Raw genomic sequence first — 18426 nt, 5'->3', positions numbered from 1 at the left:
GAACCCTACGTGGAACATATCTCCACCACCACGCTTATCGTTACGCTTCTCATCATGGTGGTTATCTCCGCCTATTTTTCCGGTTCCGAAACCGGAATGATGACCCTCAACCGCTACCGCCTTCGCCATCGGGCTAAACAGGGAAATCGCCAGGCAAAGCGCGTTGAGAAATTGCTGCGTAAGCCAGACCGCCTGATAAGTCTGGTGCTTATTGGTAATAACCTGGTGAACATTCTGGCCTCCGCGCTCGGCACCATTGTCGGCATGCGCCTGTATGGCGATGCGGGCGTGGCGATTGCCACCGGGGTGCTGACCTTTGTGGTACTGATTTTTGCCGAAGTGTTGCCAAAGACCATTGCCGCGCTGTATCCCGAAAAAGTCGCCTACCCCAGCAGCGTATTGCTTGCCCCACTACAAATACTGATGATGCCACTGGTGTGGTTGCTGAATACCATCACGCGTCTGTTGATGCGCATGATGGGCATCAAAGCGGATATCGTCGTGAGCGGTTCGCTGAGTAAAGACGAACTTCGCACCCTCGTGAACGAATCACGCTCGCAAATCTCCCGCCGTAATCAGGATATGTTGCTGTCAGTACTGGACCTGGAAAAAGTCAGCGTTGATGACATCATGGTTCCGCGTAACGAAATCATTGGTATAGATATTAACGACGACTGGAAATCTATCGTACGCCAGCTTTCGCACTCCCCTCACGGGCGTATTGTGCTCTACCGCGACTCGCTGGATGACGCCATCAGCATGCTACGCGTCCGTGAAGCCTGGCGGCTGATGGCAGAAAAAAAAGAGTTCACCAAAGAGACAATGCTGCGCGCCGCCGACGAAATCTATTTCGTGCCGGAGGGAACGCCACTCAGCACGCAACTGATCAAATTTCAGCGTAACAAAAAGAAAGTTGGCCTGGTGGTTAACGAGTATGGCGACATTCAGGGACTGGTCACTGTCGAAGATATTCTGGAAGAGATTGTCGGCGATTTCACCACCTCCATGTCACCGACGCTTGCTGAAGAGGTCACGCCGCAAAATGACGGCTCGGTGATCATTGACGGCAGCGCCAACGTTCGTGAAATCAACAAAGCTTTTAACTGGCACCTGCCGGAAGATGATGCGCGAACCGTGAACGGTATCATCCTCGAAGCACTGGAAGAGATCCCTATTGCCGGAACACGCGTGCGCATAGGTCAGTACGATATCGATATTCTCGACGTACAGGACAATATGATTAAACAGGTACAGGTCTTGCCGGTGAAGCCGCTGCGGGAAAGTGTAGGGGATTAAAGCGATAATTGCAGGCCGGGTAACGCATCTGCAATACCCGGCGCTACAGGCTGATTAGCCTTTGGCTTTCGCCACAGACACCATCGCTGCGCGAATGGTACGTCCGTTCAGGGTATAACCTTTCTGCATCACCATCAGAACATTACCGGCGGCAACGTCATCAGATTCCACCATCGCAATGGCCTGGTGCACGTTCGGGTCCATCGGCACATCAATATCCGCAACCACCTGCACACCAAACTTAGCCACCACATCCAGCATCGACTTACGGGTCAGTTCAATACCTTCAACCATCGCCGACATCGCGTCATTATCTTTGTCCGCCACTTCCAGCGCACGGTCCAGGCTATCCAGCACCGGCAGCAGTTCGTTGACGAATTTTTCCAGCGCGAACTTATGCGCTTTTTCTACATCCAGTTCGGTACGACGGCGCAGGTTTTCCATTTCCGCTTTGATACGTAACACGCTGTCACGCTCACGCGTTTCGGCTTCAGCAAGCTGAGCTTCCAGATTCGCAATTTTTTCATCGCGCGGATCCACCTGCTCAGCAGAAGCGTCTGGTTCAACCGCCTCAACTTCTTCGTGCTGATCCATGATAATTTCTTCCGGGGCTTGCCCCTCAGGCGTTTTCTGTTCTTTACTACTCATGAATTTCTCCGCGTTTTTTTCGCATTCATCTCGCTAACTTCGCTTATTATGGGGATAAGATTCAGGGATTCAAGGGAAGTACTCACATTGTCACTCATCTTCGCTACAAGGACCTCGAGAAAATGAACAAACATTTCAAGTGTATTGGCATTGTGGGGCATCCACGTCACCCCACTGCACTGACGACACATGAAATGCTCTACCGATGGCTGTGCACGAAAGGCTATGAGGTAATCGTGGAGCAGCAGATCGCTCATGAACTCCAGTTGAAGAATGTGAAAACCGGTACGTTGGCTGAAATTGGACAGCAGGCGGATCTTGCCGTGGTTGTCGGCGGTGACGGCAATATGCTGGGCGCTGCGCGCACGCTGGCGCGTTATGACATTAAAGTCATCGGTATTAACCGTGGCAATCTTGGTTTTTTAACCGACCTTGACCCGGATAACGCACACCAACAATTAGCCGACGTACTGGAAGGCCACTACATCAGCGAAAAACGCTTCCTGCTTGAAGCTCAGGTCTGCCAGCAGGATTGCCAGAAGCGCATCAGCACCGCTATCAACGAAGTTGTGTTGCACCCGGGTAAAGTCGCGCACATGATAGAGTTTGAGGTCTATATTGATGAGACCTTTGCCTTCTCCCAACGCTCGGACGGGCTCATTATTTCCACCCCTACCGGCTCAACCGCCTACTCGCTTTCTGCCGGAGGCCCTATTCTGACGCCGTCCCTGGATGCCATTACGCTGGTGCCCATGTTCCCGCACACGCTCTCAGCACGCCCACTGGTGATTAACAGCAACAGCACCATACGCCTGCGCTTCTCACATCGTCGAAATGACCTGGAGATCAGCTGCGACAGCCAGATTGCCTTGCCGATACAGGAAGGGGAAGACGTATTGATTCGTCGCTGTGATTATCACTTGAATCTTATTCACCCCAAAGATTACAGCTATTTCAACACATTAAGCACCAAGCTGGGCTGGTCAAAAAAATTATTCTAATTTAACGCCAACCTCTTTACTGTATAAAAAACCAGTTTATACTGTATGAAATTACAGTTATGGTTTTTCATACAGGAAAACAGCTATGTTGGCACAACTGACCATCAGCAATTTTGCTATCGTTCGTGAACTTGAGATCGATTTCCAAAGCGGAATGACCGTGATTACCGGTGAGACCGGCGCGGGCAAATCCATTGCCATTGATGCCCTCGGTTTGTGCCTGGGCGGTCGGGCAGACGCCGACATGGTACGCGCAGGCGCCACACGCGCCGATCTGTGCGCCCGTTTCTCGTTGAAAGACACGCCGGCAGCGTTGCACTGGCTCGAAGAAAACCAGCTTGAAGAAGGCCGTGAGTGCTTGCTGCGCCGTGTTATCAGCAGCGACGGACGTTCCCGCGGCTTTATCAACGGCACTGCGGTTCCGCTGTCGCAGCTTCGTGAGCTGGGCCAACTGCTTATTCAAATCCACGGCCAGCATGCGCATCAGTTACTGACCAAATCTGAACACCAAAAAAACCTGCTCGATGGTTACGCCAATGAGGCCTCCCTGGTTCAGGAGATGGCGCAGCGCTACCAGTTGTGGCATCAAAGCTGCCGCGATCTGGCACATCACCAACAGCAAAGTCAGGAGCGCGCAGCCCGCGCGGAACTGCTGCAGTATCAACTGAAAGAGTTGAACGAATTTAATCCGCAGCCGGGTGAGTTTGAGCAAATCGATGAAGAGTACAAGCGTCTGGCCAACAGCGGGCAGTTGCTCACGACCAGCCAACAAGCGCTGGCTATCCTGGCAGATGGCGAAGAGATTAATCTTCAAAGTCAGCTGTACACCGCCAAACAGTTGGTCGGTGAACTGGCAGGAATGGACAGTAAGCTATCCGGTATTCTGGACATGCTTGAAGAAGCAACCATCCAACTCAGTGAAGCCAGTGACGAACTGCGGCACTACTGCGACCGACTGGATTTAGACCCTAATCGTTTATTCGAACTTGAGCAGCGTATTTCTAAGCAAATCTCACTGGCGCGTAAACATCATGTCTCACCAGAAGCACTGCCGCAGTTCTACCAGTCTCTGCTGGATGAACAACAGCAACTCGACGATCAGGCCGACTCGCTCGAAACCTTAACCCTGGCGATGAACAATCATCACCAGCAGGCACTGGAAACTGCTCACACGCTGCATCAGCAACGCCAGCGTTATGCTCAGGAATTAGGTCAACTGATTACAGAGAGTATGCATGCGCTCTCAATGCCGCACGGCCTCTTTTGCATTGACGTGAAGTTTGATGAACATCATTTGAGCGCGGACGGCGCCGACCGTGTGGAATTTAAAGTCACCACTAACCCGGGTCAGCCGTTACAGCCGATTGCGAAAGTCGCTTCCGGCGGGGAATTGTCACGCATTGCACTGGCTATTCAGGTCATTACCGCACGTAAAATGGAAACCCCGGCGCTCATTTTCGATGAAGTTGACGTGGGTATCAGCGGACCAACGGCAGCGGTAGTGGGTAAACTGCTGCGTCAGTTAGGTGAATCGACACAAGTGATGTGTGTAACTCACCTGCCTCAGGTTGCCGGGTGCGGCCATCAGCATTTCTATGTCAGCAAAGAAACCGATGGCGCGATGACGGAAACGCATATGCAACCCCTCGACAAACGCGCGCGTCTGCAAGAGCTGGCACGCTTGCTTGGCGGTAGCGAAGTGACGCGCAATACCCTCGCAAATGCAAAAGAACTGCTGGCTGCATAAACTTTTTTCCCTTGTTAAGGTCTGAGTTCAACATAAAATCGCCGGACGACCTGACACCAAAAGGTTTTAAAGTGGTGAAAGGTCTATTATCATCGGCACATTACATATGAGCCGCGTACTGCTCGGGCCCGAAAAGGAATCAAATCACTATGCGCTGTAAAACGCTGACTGCTGCTGCAGCAGTACTACTGATGTTGACTGCAGGCTGTTCCACTCTGGAGCGAGTGGTTTACCGTCCTGACATCAACCAGGGAAACTATCTGACCGCTAACGACGTATCCAAAATTCGTGTTGGTATGACACAACAACAGGTCGCTTATGCTCTGGGTACGCCGATGATGTCCGATCCTTTTGGCACTAACACCTGGTTCTATGTGTTCCGTCAACAACCGGGGCATGAAGGCGTAACGCAGCAAACGCTGACGCTGACCTTTAACAGCAGTGGTGTATTAACCAATATTGATAACAAACCGGCTCTGACTGAGAACAAATAAGTTCGAGAGATCAAAAAAGGTGCTCACTGAGCACCTTTTTTATTGCGGTTATTTTTTGGCCGATTTCTCTGCCCGCTGCCTGCGCAGCTCTTTCGGATCGGCAATCAACGGTCGATAGATTTCTACCCGGTCACCGTCGTGTACAACATCCGCCAGTTTTACCGGGCGACTGTAAATACCCACTTTATTCTTACCGAGATCGATATCGGTACGTAATTCCAGCAGCCCGGAGCCGCGTATGGCTTCTTCAACCGTTGCGCCCTCTCGCAGCGTGACATGCTGTAAATATTGTTTCTCGGGCAGCGCGTAGGCGACTTCAACGACAATTTTAGCCGACACTGACACTGTAAACCTCTTTCGCGCGAACCGTGAAGGCCTGCACCATGTTAGAAGCCAGCTCTTTAAAGATACGGCCAAACGCCAGCTCGATTAACTTGTTGGTGAATTCAAAATCGAGATGAAACTCAATACGGCAGGCCTCCTGACTCAGCGGAGTAAACTTCCAGCCACCAATCAGTTTCTTAAATGGCCCATCGACCAAATGCATCAGGATACTTTGGTTGCTGGTCAGTTGGTTGCGCGTGGTGAACGTTTTGCTGATCCCTGCTTTAGAGACATCCACAGCCGCCGTCATCTGTCCCGGCGTTGACTCCAGTACACGACTTCCGGTGCAACCCGGTAAAAACTGGGGATAGGACTTAACATCATTCACTAGCTGATACATCTGTTCCGCACTGTAAGGAACTAAAGCGGTCCGGCTAATCTGAGGCATAACAATTTCCATCAATATCAATCGTACAAATAATACCATTTATCATTCGCTAAAAAAAACGCTATAGCCCAACTCGTGTTAAGATAGCGCCTTGCGCCCCGCTGGATGAAATGGGGTGTTTTTCGATTCCAGATTACCTATACTGAGCGGCATTATGACGAAGAAAAAAGCACACAAACCTGGCTCAGCCACAATCGCGCTTAACAAGCGCGCACGACACGAATACTTTATCGAAGAAGAGTTCGAAGCAGGACTTGCTCTGCAAGGCTGGGAAGTCAAATCCCTGCGTGCCGGTAAAGCCAATATCGGCGATAGCTATGTCATCCTCAAAGACGGTGAAGCTTTCCTGTTTGGCGCAAACTTCACCCCGATGGCGGTTGCATCGACACATGTGGTCTGCGATCCCACACGCACCCGTAAGCTGCTGTTAAACCAACGTGAGCTCGACTCTCTGTATGGTCGAATGAACCGCGAAGGTTATACCGTGGTTGCACTGTCTCTGTACTGGAAGAATGCCTGGTGCAAAGTGAAAATTGGTGTGGCAAAAGGTAAGAAACAGCATGATAAACGCTCCGATGTGAAAGAGCGTGAATGGCAACTGGATAAAGCGCGTATTATGAAAAATGCAGGCAGATAAACGCCAAAACATGATGACCAGACCCTCGTTTTGAGGCTGGTCATTATTGTCTGGTTATTGAAACCACCCAAATACATTCATCTCATTTATGAATTATTTCCGCTGAATCGTTCAACATCAAAAATACGCCTGACTTTATTTCCAGACGCCCATAGACCAATAAAATAAAACATCAAGTTCATTCCCTACCTATTTTCGCCCTCTAAATAACACTATTATTACTGTTGTTTATTATATAGCCAACACACTTCAATAAAAACATAAAACACTTAAAATACAATAAGTTAAATTAACAATATGAACTTAAATGCTGTTTAATTTGTATTACTATTAAATGCCATATTATATTTTTAATTACGAGAATTTGCAGAATACTCCCTTTCTGACTATATCATCTAATACGAAAGAACTATCTGGACACAGGGCCGGGAATTATTGATATACCCCAAAACCACTGTACGACCGAAACAATGAAACTACATGTGTAAATTCATCTTCATGATGAACGGGGCACCTGTCTGCTCATTTTTCCCAGCGCACCGTTGCGGAGTCATTCTCCCGGCATACCATCAGGAGTGAACATATGCGTCTGCTCGCAGTTGTATCAAAGTTGACTGGTGTTTCCACTAATATTGAAACCTCTGAAGTTACACTCAGTTCACCCTCTATTGTGAAACTGTCCGTTCAACGTGAAGACATTAGTCAGATGACTCGCGTTAATCAGGATTTGGTTGTCACACTCCGTTCAGGTGAAGTAATTACGATTAAAAACTTCTATGTCGGCAAAGGGGATGACAAAAGCCAGCTCGTTCTCGAAGACAGCAACGGGGCACTCTGGTGGGTTCAGGATACTGATGGCGCATTCCACTTCCAGCATATTGATGATCTGACACCGCTGATGACAGCCGAAGGCAGCCATGAAGGCGGTGCTGTCTGGCCCTGGGTTCTCGGCGGCGTTGCGGTTGCAGGCGGTATCGCTCTCGCTGCAGGTGGAGGCGGCGGCGGTGGTGGTGGCGGTGATGGCAATAACAACACTGGCAATGGCGGCAATGGTAATGGCGGTAACGGTAATGGCGGAGAAGGTGGTGGCAATAACGGCGGCAGTAACGGCGGCGGCGATGACAGTACACCGCCAACCACAACGCCAGCGGCTCCAGATGTCCCCACCATTACCAGCATAACGGATAACCAGGAACTCATTACTGGCAACGTTAACCCGCAGGAATCCACCAACGACAACACGCCTACACTCAAGGGGACCGGCCCTGCCAATGCCACCTTGCATATTTATGATAATGGCGAAGAAATCGGCCAGGTCATCATTGATGCTAACGGTAACTGGACGTTTACCCCCTCACCTCCTCTCGCAGAGGGAACACATCAGTTTACGGTCAGCGCATCAGACAGCGCGGGTACCAGTGAAATGTCTGAAGGCTGGGTGATTATCATCGATACCGTTGCGCCCGATGCACCGGTGGTTACACAGATAATCGACAACGCCGACGTTATTACGGGCCTTATCACCGGTAACGCGATAACCAATGACGACACGCCAACGCTAACCGGTACCGGTGAAGCAGGTAGCCTCATCAGCATCACCGATAACGGTATCCTGATTGGCATGACCACGGTGGATGACCAGGGTAACTGGAGTTTTACCCCCAACCCGCCGCTCGACGAAGGTGTGCACAATCTGACCATTACGCAAACTGATGATGCAGGTAACGTCAGCGCAGAAACCACCGTACCGCCCTTTAGCGTCGATACCACGCCACCGTTGGCCGCAACAATTTCCAGCATTAACCCTGAAGGTACAACGGTAACCGGCAGCGCGGAGCCTGGAAGTCAGGTCATGATCATCGGCAGCAATAACCAGGTGCTGGGCTCAGTTACCGTTGACCCCAGCGGCAACTTTTCGATTTCGATTTCACCCTCGCAGACGCACGGCGAATCGCTCACGGCCCGGATCCAGGACGAAGCGGGCAACGTCGGTCCGGATACGTCTTTCAATGCCCAGAATTCAGGCTATCCTGGCGTACCGGTTATCGTCAGCGTGACGGATGACGTCGCCCCCTCAACCGGCACATTGAGCAATAACCAGGCCACCAACGATCCAACCCCGACGCTTTCCGGTACCGCTGAGGCCAACAGCACAGTAAATATTTTCTATAACGGCTTGCCTGTCGAAAGCGTGCTCGCTGACGGTAACGGCAACTGGACCTGGACCTCCAGCACACCGTTGCCGGATGATTCATATGCCTTCACCGTCACCGCGACGAACCAGTCGGGCACCGGGGGAATGTCGGCAGCATTCACCGTAAATATCGATACTCAGCCTCCTTCACCACCGGACAACTTGAGCGTATCGGCGGATGGTTCAGCCGTCACAGGCACAACCGAACCCGGCAATACCGTGGTGATCACCGACGGCAACAAGACTGAAATTGGCAGCGGTGTCGCCGGGCCGGACGGTACATTTATCATCACAATTAAGCCACCGCAGACCAACGGTGAAACGCTAACCGCTATCGCAACCGATCCGGCAGGAAACCCCAGTCAGCCGGAAACCGCGCTGGCACCGGATACCACCGCCCCGCTCCCGCCCACCAATCTGGCGATAAACGGCACTGGCGACCAGGTCACCGGTACGGCGGAGCCCAACAGCACGGTGCATATCCTCGATCCGCGCGGCAACATCATCAGTACGACGACTGCCGACAGCAATGGGGATTTCACCGCTACACTGGTTCCACCACAGACCAACGGTGAGGCCCTGTTGGCTAACGCCACGGATGCGGCGGGTAACAGAGGAGGAAATGCCGGGATCAACGCACCGGATACCACGGCACCTGATGCGCCGACTGGCGTGACCGTCGCCGGAAATGGCGGCTCCGTCAGTGGGCATGCTGAAGCGGGAAGCACCGTCACCATAAAAGACAGCAGCAACAAAACCATTGGCGTGGGTCAGGCTGACAGCGGCGGTAATTTCACCGTGCAAGTCGCACCATCGCAAGTCAATGGCGAAACGATAAAGGCCACCGCGACAGACAGCACAGGCAACGAGAGCCAGCCAACCTCCGCCGTGGCGCCGGATCTCACCGCACCGGATCGCCCCGTCATTCTTGCCGTCACGGATGATGTTGATGAAATCGTCGGCATCATCCAGGACAATACGCTGACGAACGACGATAAGCCGAAAATTAATGGTACCGCCGAGGCCGACTCTCAGGTAAAAATTTACGATAATGGCGTCCTGTTAACGACCATCAAAGCCGATAGCAACGGCAACTGGAGCTACACGCCTACCACGGCGCTCAGTCAGGGCGCACACGTATTTACCGTGACGGCGACCGATGCCGCCAACAACACCAGCAGCGCCGCAAGCTGGAAAATCATTGTCGATAGCATTGCGCCCACTGTTCCGGTCATTACGCTGGTCAGCGATGATGTTGGCACCATCACCGGCAACGTCGCCGACAACGGTTGGGTAACCAATGACCGCACACCAACCCTCTCGGGCACCGGTGAACCCGGCTCGTTGGTGTCGCTGTATGATAATGGCCTGTTTATGACGGTCATCCTTATCGATAAATCAGGCACCTGGAGCTACACCGTTCCGGGCAACATGCAGCTTAGTGAACGTGACCACCGCTTTACAATATCAGCCACCGATGCCGCCGGTAACGTCGTCACGTCGCAGACTGCCGTCATCGTCACCGTGGATATCACACCCCCCACTGCCCCCACCATTGCGACAGCCACCGACGACGTCGGCAATGCACCAACCGACCTCCTCTCTGGTAGCCGTTCAAACGATACCCTACCGCTGCTGAAAGGCACCGGGGAGGCAGGCTCCACCATTACGGTCTACGATGGCGCGACCGCCATTGGAACCGCAACGGTACTCCCCGGGGGGAGCTGGAGTTTGCAGCTCAACCAGCCTCTCAGTGAAGGCTTACACAATTTGTCCGCTATCGCGACGGATACGGCGGGGAACGCCAGTAGCGCCGGAAACTTCACGCTAACCATTGATACCACCCCGCCGCTTGCTCCTGTCATCACGTCAGCGGAAGGTCTGATTGGCAGTGAGACAAAGACGCTGAGTAACGGTGGCAGCACCAAAAGCACGAAGCCGGAATTGTCCGGTACCGGCGAGGTTGGTGCGACAATCACGATTTCTGACAATAACGTCGAGATTGGCACAGCCATAGTGCAGGCAAATGGAACCTGGACGTTCATTCCGAAAGACCCACTGTCGGATGGTCCACACAAACTCACCGCCACGGCGACCGATGTGGCCGGAAACACGGGTATTCCATCGGCTGGCTTTACGCTGACGGTAGATAATCTGGCACCGGTCAAACCCTCTGCACCGACGATGACCGATGACGCCAATCCGATAACCGGAACGATTACCAACGGTATCACCAACGACACCACGCCAACCTTCAGCGGGACGGGAAGCGTCGGGGATCGTATTACGATTTATCTTGATAGCGGCAACACGCCGCTGGGCGAAGTGACGGTTGGCGCGGATGGCAGCTGGAGCTTTACCCCAACCACGCCAGTGGCTCAGGGCAGCTACCAGGTGAGCATCACCGCAACCGATCCGGCGGGCAACGTCAGCGTACGCTCGGACCCTGTCGCATTGAGCATTGACACAACACCGCCTGATGCACCGGTCATTACCGCCGCCAGTGACAACGTCGGCGATGTCACTGGCGATATTGTGCCTGGCGCCACCACCGATGACAACACGCCGACCCTTCGCGGGACAGGGACAGACGGTGACACGATCACGCTGTATAACGGCAATACGGTGATTGGCACGGCCACGGTAGTCGGTGGCGAATGGAGCATCACGCCCGGAAGCGCGCTGGCCAACGGAAGCTATACCCTGCATGCCATCGCCACCGATGCGGCGGGCAACGCCAGCAATAGCTCAGGCACTCTCTCGTTCACGGTGAACAGCACGAAACTGACGTTACCGCAGGTAACGGATATTCAGGATAACGTCGGGGTAATTACCGGTTCACTCACCAGCGGCAGCATCACAGACGATACCACCCCGACGATCAGCGGGACCGGCACGCCAGGAAGTACGGTCGTCATTTTCGATGGTGGCAATCCCGTTGGCGAAGCCCTCGTTGCGGCGAACGGTACCTGGAGCGCTGATGTCACGCTGACACCTAACGCGACTCACCAACTGACGTTCGGTGCCAGAGATACCGCGGGTAACGTGCTGGCGGCTGGCAACCCGGTGACATTGACGATCGACACACAGGCGCCGAATGCACCTAAGGTCAACGACATTGAACCTAACGGGACAATCGTTAGCGGTACAGCCGAAGCCAACAGTATTGTCATCATTCGCAGCGGCACCACGATCCTCGGACAGGGAATAGCCGACGGCGCTGGAAACTATTCCGTCACCATTTCACCGGCGCAAACGGAAGGTCAGTCGCTGAACGCCATCGCCCGGGATGCTGCCGGGAATCAGAGCGATCCTACGCCCTTTACCGCCTCCACTTCCAACGTTCCGCATCCGCCGACGCTGGCGATTATCGACGACATCGGCCCCGGTATTGGTGAGATAGGCAACGGCAAAACCACCAACGATACCCAACCGCTGTTACAAGGGAACGCGACGGCAGGGGCTAAAGTCAGCATTTTCCAAAATGGCGTCTTGCTCGTCACGGTGGACGCCGATGCCAACTCTGGTGCCTGGAGTTATCAACTGCCGACCGCGCTGACCAATGGCACCACCTATAACTTCTCTGTGTCGCAAACGGTAAATGGCACACCGAGCGGCCAGTCGCCCAATTATGCGATTACCATCGACACCACGGCGCCGTCGGCACCTACGATTACCAGCATCATCGACGACGTATCACCGGGGACGGGCTCGTTAGATAAAGGGCAAATCACCAACGACTCGCGTCCAACCTTAAACGGTACCGGCGAGGCGGGTGCCACCATCACCCTGTATGATAAAGGGGTGGCGATCGCCACAACCACCGTGAGCGGCAGCGGGTTCTGGAGTTTTACCCCGACGAACGCGCTGGGAGAAGGCGAGCATATGTTTACCGTGCGCGCGACCGATGCCGCAGGGAATCAGGGGGATGCTTCCACCGAATTTCGGATCACTGTGGATACCACAATCCCTGATGCCCCCACCATTGTGACGGTAACGGATAACGTCGGCACATTACAGACGCTCATCTCCGGGCAGTCAACGAACGATAACACCCCGACGCTTGCGGGCGTGACCGAGAAGAATTCGCTTGTCACTCTTCGCGATAACGGCACGGTAATCGGCACCACCATCAGCGATGAAAACGGTCTATGGAGTTTTACGCCAGCTCCTGCGCTTGGCGAAGGCAACCACTCCTTGACCGCAACCGTCACCGATGGCGCAGGCAATATTAGCCCGGCAACGCCGCCGTTCGTCCTGGTCGTTGACACATTACCGCCAGCGGCACCGCAGATTACCGCCGTCATTGACGATCAGCCAGGCAACACAACGCTGGCAAACGGGCAACTGACCAACGACGCGCAGCCTACGCTGAACGGCAAAGGCGAAGCCGGTGCCATCATCACTATTAAGGATAACGGCAACGATCTCGGTACGACGCTGGTGGACGAATCAGGCAACTGGAGCTTCACACCGACGGCCCCACTGGATCAGGGGCAACATATCTTTACCGCAGTAGCCACTGACAAAGCAGGAAATACCGGGGGAGCCTCGTCCTCTTTTACCCTTGAACTGGACTCCGTTGCCCCAGTGGCACCGGTTATCAGCTCGGTGCAGGACAACACCGCCCCGACAACAGGACCGATCAATAACGGTCAGACGACAAACGAAACGCATCCGGCCCTTAGCGGAACGGGCGAAGTCGGTTCGATCATTACTGTCCTGAGCGATGGTCTCCCCATTGGTACCACCACGGTGGGGGCAGGTGGAAGCTGGAGCTTTACCCCAACCGCCGCGCTGAGCAATGGCCAACATACACTGACCGTTACCACCACTGACAGCGCAGGCAATACCAGCCCTGCGTCCAACGGTTTTACGCTCACGGTCGATACCGTATCGCCCGGCACGCCAGCGATCACTCAGGTCGTTGATGACGTTGGTCCGCTGACCGGCAATCTGAACAACGGCCAGGCGACGAACGATGCCCGCCCTGCCCTCACCGGCACGGCAGAAGCCAATTCAACCGTCAAAATTTACGACAATGGTTCGCTTATCGGCACGGTTTCAGCCGACGGTAACGGCACATGGAACTTCACGCCAGGCACCGCGCTTGGCAATGGCAACCACTTATTGACGGTAACCGCCACGGACAGCGCCGGAAACGTAAGTCCGTCCTCTGCCGGATTTACGGTTATTGTCGATACCGTCGCCCCTCTTGCGCCAACGATTATTGAAGCCATCGATGACGTGTCGCCGGGTACCGGTACATTGTTGAACGGCGCCTATACCAATGACACCCGCCCTGTTTTGACGGGAACTGCGGAGGCCAGCGCCCGAATTGCCATTTACGATAACGGCACGCTGCTGGCTACCGTTACCGCCTCGATAGACGGTACCTGGGAATATCTGCCCACCACGCTGGGCAACGGTCAGCATGTGTTCACTGCGATTGCCACCGATGCCGCCGGCAACGTCAGTCCTGCTTCCAGCGCGTTTACGCTTAACGTGGACACCGTTGCGCCATCCGCACCGCTCCTGACGTCCGTGGTGGATGATGTCGCTGGCGGCGTCTTTAATGCGGCGCTGAGCAACGGGCAGTTGACTAACGATGCGCGCCCAACGCTAAACGGCACTGGCGAAGCGGGCAGCACTGTGTCGATCTACGACGGCAGTACGCTGCTCGGCACCGCGCTCGTGCAGAGCAATAATAGCTGGTCGTTTACCCCTGGCTCGCCGCTGGCTAACGGCGCACATACTTTCACCGTAACCGCCACCGATGCCGCGGGTAATGCCAGCGGCGCGACGGCTGGCTTTACCGTTGTGGTAGACACGACCGCACCAGTGCAGCCCTCGATTAGCAGCATCATTGATGACATCGGCCCGAATACCGGGGCGATTGGCAACAATCAGGTCACCAACGACGCACGACCGACGCTGAACGGCACAACGGAAGCCAATGCGCGGGTTGATATTTATGACAATGGCACCTTCGTGACCAGCGTAACGGCAGACGGCAACGGTAGCTGGAACTACACGCCACCTGCGGCGCTGGCTCAGGGTGCGCATGCCTTTACCATCACAGCGACGGACACGGCGGGAAATACCAGCGGGTTCTCATCTGCCGCAGCCATCGTGGTCGATACTGTCGCGCCGGGCGTGCCTGGTAACCTGGTCGTTAACGCCAACGGCACCACGCTAACCGGCGTTGCCGAACCGAACAGCACGGTGATCGTCACCACAAGCACCGGAACCGTGATCGGCACGGCAACAGCCAATGCCGCCGGTAACTTCACCTTCACTCTGGATCCGCCGCAGATCAGCGGGCAAACGCTGCTAGTGAGCGCGCAGGATACGGCAGGTAATACGGGTTCGCCGGGTAGTGCGCTGGCACCGTTTACCGGTGTTCCACCCGCACCGGTCATTTCCAGCGTATTCGATGATATCGGTACGGTCACCGGCGCAGTGGCGGCCGGGAAAACCACCAATGATACCCGCCCGACTATCAGCGGCACGGCGCAGGCGAACGCCGTCGTCAGCCTGTACAACAACGGGACGCTGATGGGCACAACCACCGCTGACAGCAACGGGCTCTGGAGCTTTACCCCAGGCGGCGCGCTCAGTGAAGGCAACCACGCGTTTACCGCCAGCGCGACAAACGCCAACGGTTCAAGCGGGTTGTCAGGATCGTTCAGCGTAATCGTGGATACCACACCACCACCGCCGCCAACGATACTGATCAGCGCCGATGGCGGAACCGTTAGCGGTATCGCCGAAGCGGGAAGCACCGTCACCCTCTCCCTGCCAGGCGGTGGCAGCGTCACGGCGATTGCCAACAGTAGCGGCGTTTACAGCATCACCTTGCCGGTACGCCAGATTGAAGGCCAGTCGTTATCCGTCACGGCAACCGATGCGGCGGGCAACACGTCATTACCGGCAAGCACTACCGCGCCCGTCTTGCCGCTGCTGGCCGAAGATAACGTTACGCGTCTGGCGCTACAAACGGACGTCACCATCAGCAGCGAGCATAAAAGCGATTATGGTTTCCTGCTGGTAAACGCCGCGGGAACGGTCGCCAACGTGCTGGGAGACAACACGGCTGCCGTCAATTTCAGCATCGCGTCTGGCGGCAGTGGATCTATCACCATCAACGCCGCTGCAACCGGGATTGTGCTGTCGCTATTGAGCAGCATGGAGATTGTTATCCAGCGCTTTGACACCGCTCTCAACACCTGGGTCACGGTGGTGGATACCTCGGAACCTCAGTTTGCTGACCTGCTGACGCTGGGTGCCTCCGGCGTGACGCTCAATTATGATGGCCTTGCCGGAGGGGATTATCGCGTAGTCAGCTATAACACCAGTCTGCTGGCGACCGGCGCGTATACCAGCCTGGACGTTGCCGTCGTGAAAACCAGCGCGGGCAATATCACTGGCGGGACGACGGAATCCGGCAACCTCATCACCGATACCGATCCTGTCAATGGCCAGGACAACGCCCCTACCGGCACGCGGGTGACCTCAATTACCGATGGCAACGGTAACGTCATTAACATCCCGGCGAACGGCGTGGATGTGCAGGGGAAATACGGCATCCTGCATATTAATCAGGACGGGAGCTATACCTACACCCTCACCAGCACATCGGCATCGGTATATGGACGCTCCGAAAGTTTCACCTACACGCTGACGCACGGCGCTGACCACTCGTCAGCAAAACTGGTGGTGACGCTGGGTCAAAGCCCTTCGAGCAGCACGGTGACGGCGGCGGACGATATTGCCTCGCTGACCTACGGAACAGAAGTCAGCGCAATAGACCACGGGCCATCAAAGCAGACCGGCTTCACGCTCGCCAATGTCGGTCTGGGGAATGTCCTCGACGTCAGTCTGGTGAACGGGTTGACCTCGCCGATCAAATTCAATGTGGATGATGGCGCGACCCGTACGCTGACCGTTCAGGCCGATGTTCTCGGTGTGACGGTTGGCGGCTTTGATCTCTATATCTATCGCTTCAATGACGCCATTCAACAGTACGAGCAATATCGGATACAGCCCAACTGGATAACCGCATTGTTAGGCGGAAAATCAAAGGATTACACCATTACGCTGCCTGGCGGTGACTATCTGTTCCTGCTGAATGCTTCCGGTGGTCTGGCGTTGCTGACAACCTACACCCTGAATATTCAGGCGGATCACACCTACGCGGTAGACAGCCTGAGCGCTTCCACCAACGGCAATATTCTGGCTAATGACTCGGCTCCGGCCAACACGGTCATCACCGAAGTGAACGGTGTGGCGGTGAGCGGCACGGGCACTACGCGTATTGACGGCCAGTACGGCACGCTGACCATCGATGCGAAGGGGAACTATACCTATACGCTGAAAAGTGGGCTGGGCGCAGACAGCATCAGCACACCGGACAGCTTCGTCTACACGGTCAAAGCGCCAAACGGCGATACCGCCAGCGCCTCGCTGAACATAAAAGCTACCCCGCAGGCGCTGGATGCCGTCAATGACATCAGCAGTCAGATGGCCGTCACCACCCTGCAGGACACCTCACAGCCGTTTACGGATAACAGCGTGGGTAACGCCACCTGGAGCACGCTGGTGGTCCCCAGCTCGAAAAGTGGCACTGGCACCATTGAGATCGCAGCCGGGACGGCAGTGCAAGATGTCGTGCTGCACTTTAACGTGGCATCCGGGCTCACGCTTGGCGGGCTAAACGTGACCTGGACACTGTATGACAGCAAGGGAGCCCGAATCGCGGGGGATTCCTTCAGCGGCGGATTGCTGATTGGCGGCAATATCGATATCGCCCTGAACGGCGTTGTGCTGCACGCCGGTAACTATCGTCTGGATTATACCGGCAGCGTCGGCGCGCTGGGCGTAGGCACCATTACCATCACCCCAAGCGTAAAAGGCTCGATTATCGATCTCGATAACTTCGAGACTTCCGGCGTGAACAGCGTCACGGGCAATATCTATGATGGGGACCATATCGCCAGCGTACATACGCTGTTGACGGTGAACGGTACAGGCGGCAGCACTGCGACACTGGACCCGCTGGGAAGCAGTCTCTCCAGCGCTACCGTTAATGGGTTGTACGGCAAACTGACGATGGGCATTGATGGGCATTACACCTACACCCTCAACAGCGATGTCTCACTTGCCAACATCAGTACCAAAGAGACCTTTACCTACACCCTGAACGACCAGAAAGGCCATACCGACACAGCCACGCTGACCATCGATATGAACCCGCAGGTCGTCAGTACCGTCGATGCCGATCGGGTGATTGGCAGCGCATACGGCGATACGCTGATTTATCACCTGCTCAGCGCCAATGATGCAACCGGCGGCAACGGGACAGCGGACACCTGGACTAACTTCTCGCTGGCGCAGGGAGACAAAATCGATATCGGCGATCTGCTGGTAGGCTGGAACGGGCAAAACGCCACGCTCGGTAACTACCTCTCCGTGTCCACCGACGGTAACAACACGGTCATTGCCATTAACCGCGATGGTACGGGTTCTACGTATCAGTCCACTAACCTCATCACGCTGGAGAACGTACACACCACGCTCGAAGAACTGATCCAACAAAATCATATTGTGACCTGAAGTTAACGCTGTCACTGATAAC

9 protein-coding genes are annotated in these 18426 nt (G+C 54.8%); 6 read left to right on the top strand and 3 right to left on the bottom strand.

Annotation, left to right across the window (positions count from 1 at the left end; all coding sequences use genetic code 11):
- Positions 1–9: 9 nt before the first annotated feature.
- Positions 10–1296 carry an HlyC/CorC family transporter gene (locus tag N7268_RS15535; protein WP_198906336.1) on the top strand — a complete coding sequence of 429 codons (1287 nt, stop codon included), beginning with the start codon at positions 10–12 and terminating at the stop codon, positions 1294–1296.
- 54 nt (positions 1297–1350) lie between these two features.
- Here the strand turns inward: N7268_RS15535 and grpE are convergent, their stop codons facing one another.
- The gene (gene grpE / locus N7268_RS15530; RefSeq protein ID WP_260863623.1) at positions 1351–1944 is read right to left on the bottom strand and encodes a nucleotide exchange factor GrpE; all 594 of its coding nucleotides are present in this window, start codon (positions 1942–1944) and stop codon (positions 1351–1353) included.
- Positions 1945–2066: 122 nt separating this feature from the next.
- Here grpE and nadK point away from each other — a divergent pair, with 122 nt between their 5' ends.
- The 3 genes from nadK to bamE all read left to right on the top strand — a co-directional run bounded on the left by nadK (position 2067) and on the right by bamE (position 5186).
- Positions 2067–2945 (top strand): NAD(+) kinase, encoded by an 879-nt coding sequence (nadK, locus tag N7268_RS15525; protein ID WP_045446384.1) that lies wholly within the window; start codon positions 2067–2069, stop codon positions 2943–2945.
- Positions 2946–3030: 85 nt separating this feature from the next.
- A complete protein-coding gene (gene recN / locus N7268_RS15520) occupies positions 3031–4692 on the top strand; it encodes a DNA repair protein RecN (RefSeq protein ID WP_260863622.1) in 1662 nt (553 codons plus the stop codon).
- 149 nt (positions 4693–4841) lie between these two features.
- Complete coding sequence (gene bamE / locus N7268_RS15515; RefSeq protein WP_198906333.1) at positions 4842–5186, top strand: outer membrane protein assembly factor BamE; 345 nt, start codon at positions 4842–4844, stop codon at positions 5184–5186.
- A 48-nt stretch (positions 5187–5234) separates the two neighbouring features.
- Here the strand turns inward: bamE and N7268_RS15510 are convergent, their stop codons facing one another.
- The gene (locus tag N7268_RS15510) at positions 5235–5525 is read right to left on the bottom strand and encodes an RnfH family protein (RefSeq protein WP_260864684.1); all 291 of its coding nucleotides are present in this window, start codon (positions 5523–5525) and stop codon (positions 5235–5237) included.
- Positions 5515–5958 carry a type II toxin-antitoxin system toxin RatA gene (ratA, locus tag N7268_RS15505; protein WP_040234063.1) on the bottom strand — a complete coding sequence of 148 codons (444 nt, stop codon included), beginning with the start codon at positions 5956–5958 and terminating at the stop codon, positions 5515–5517. The genes N7268_RS15510 and ratA overlap by 11 nt, the downstream gene beginning before the upstream one ends.
- A gap of 154 nt (positions 5959–6112) precedes the next feature.
- Between ratA and smpB the strand changes: the two genes are divergently transcribed.
- Both smpB and N7268_RS15495 read left to right on the top strand, forming a co-directional pair.
- Entirely contained in the window at positions 6113–6595 is a 483-nt protein-coding gene (gene smpB / locus N7268_RS15500) for an SsrA-binding protein SmpB (protein ID WP_260863621.1), read from the top strand.
- A gap of 583 nt (positions 6596–7178) precedes the next feature.
- Positions 7179–18404, top strand: coding sequence for a BapA/Bap/LapF family large adhesin (locus tag N7268_RS15495; RefSeq protein WP_260863620.1), 11226 nt, complete (start codon positions 7179–7181; stop codon positions 18402–18404).
- Positions 18405–18426: the final 22 nt, after the last annotated feature.

The sequence above is a fragment of the Citrobacter sp. Marseille-Q6884 genome (assembly GCF_945906775.1).
Classification (GTDB): Bacteria; Pseudomonadota; Gammaproteobacteria; order Enterobacterales; family Enterobacteriaceae; genus Citrobacter.
Note: the sequence above shows the minus strand (reverse complement) of the source record. Positions and strands in the feature narration are given on the sequence as shown.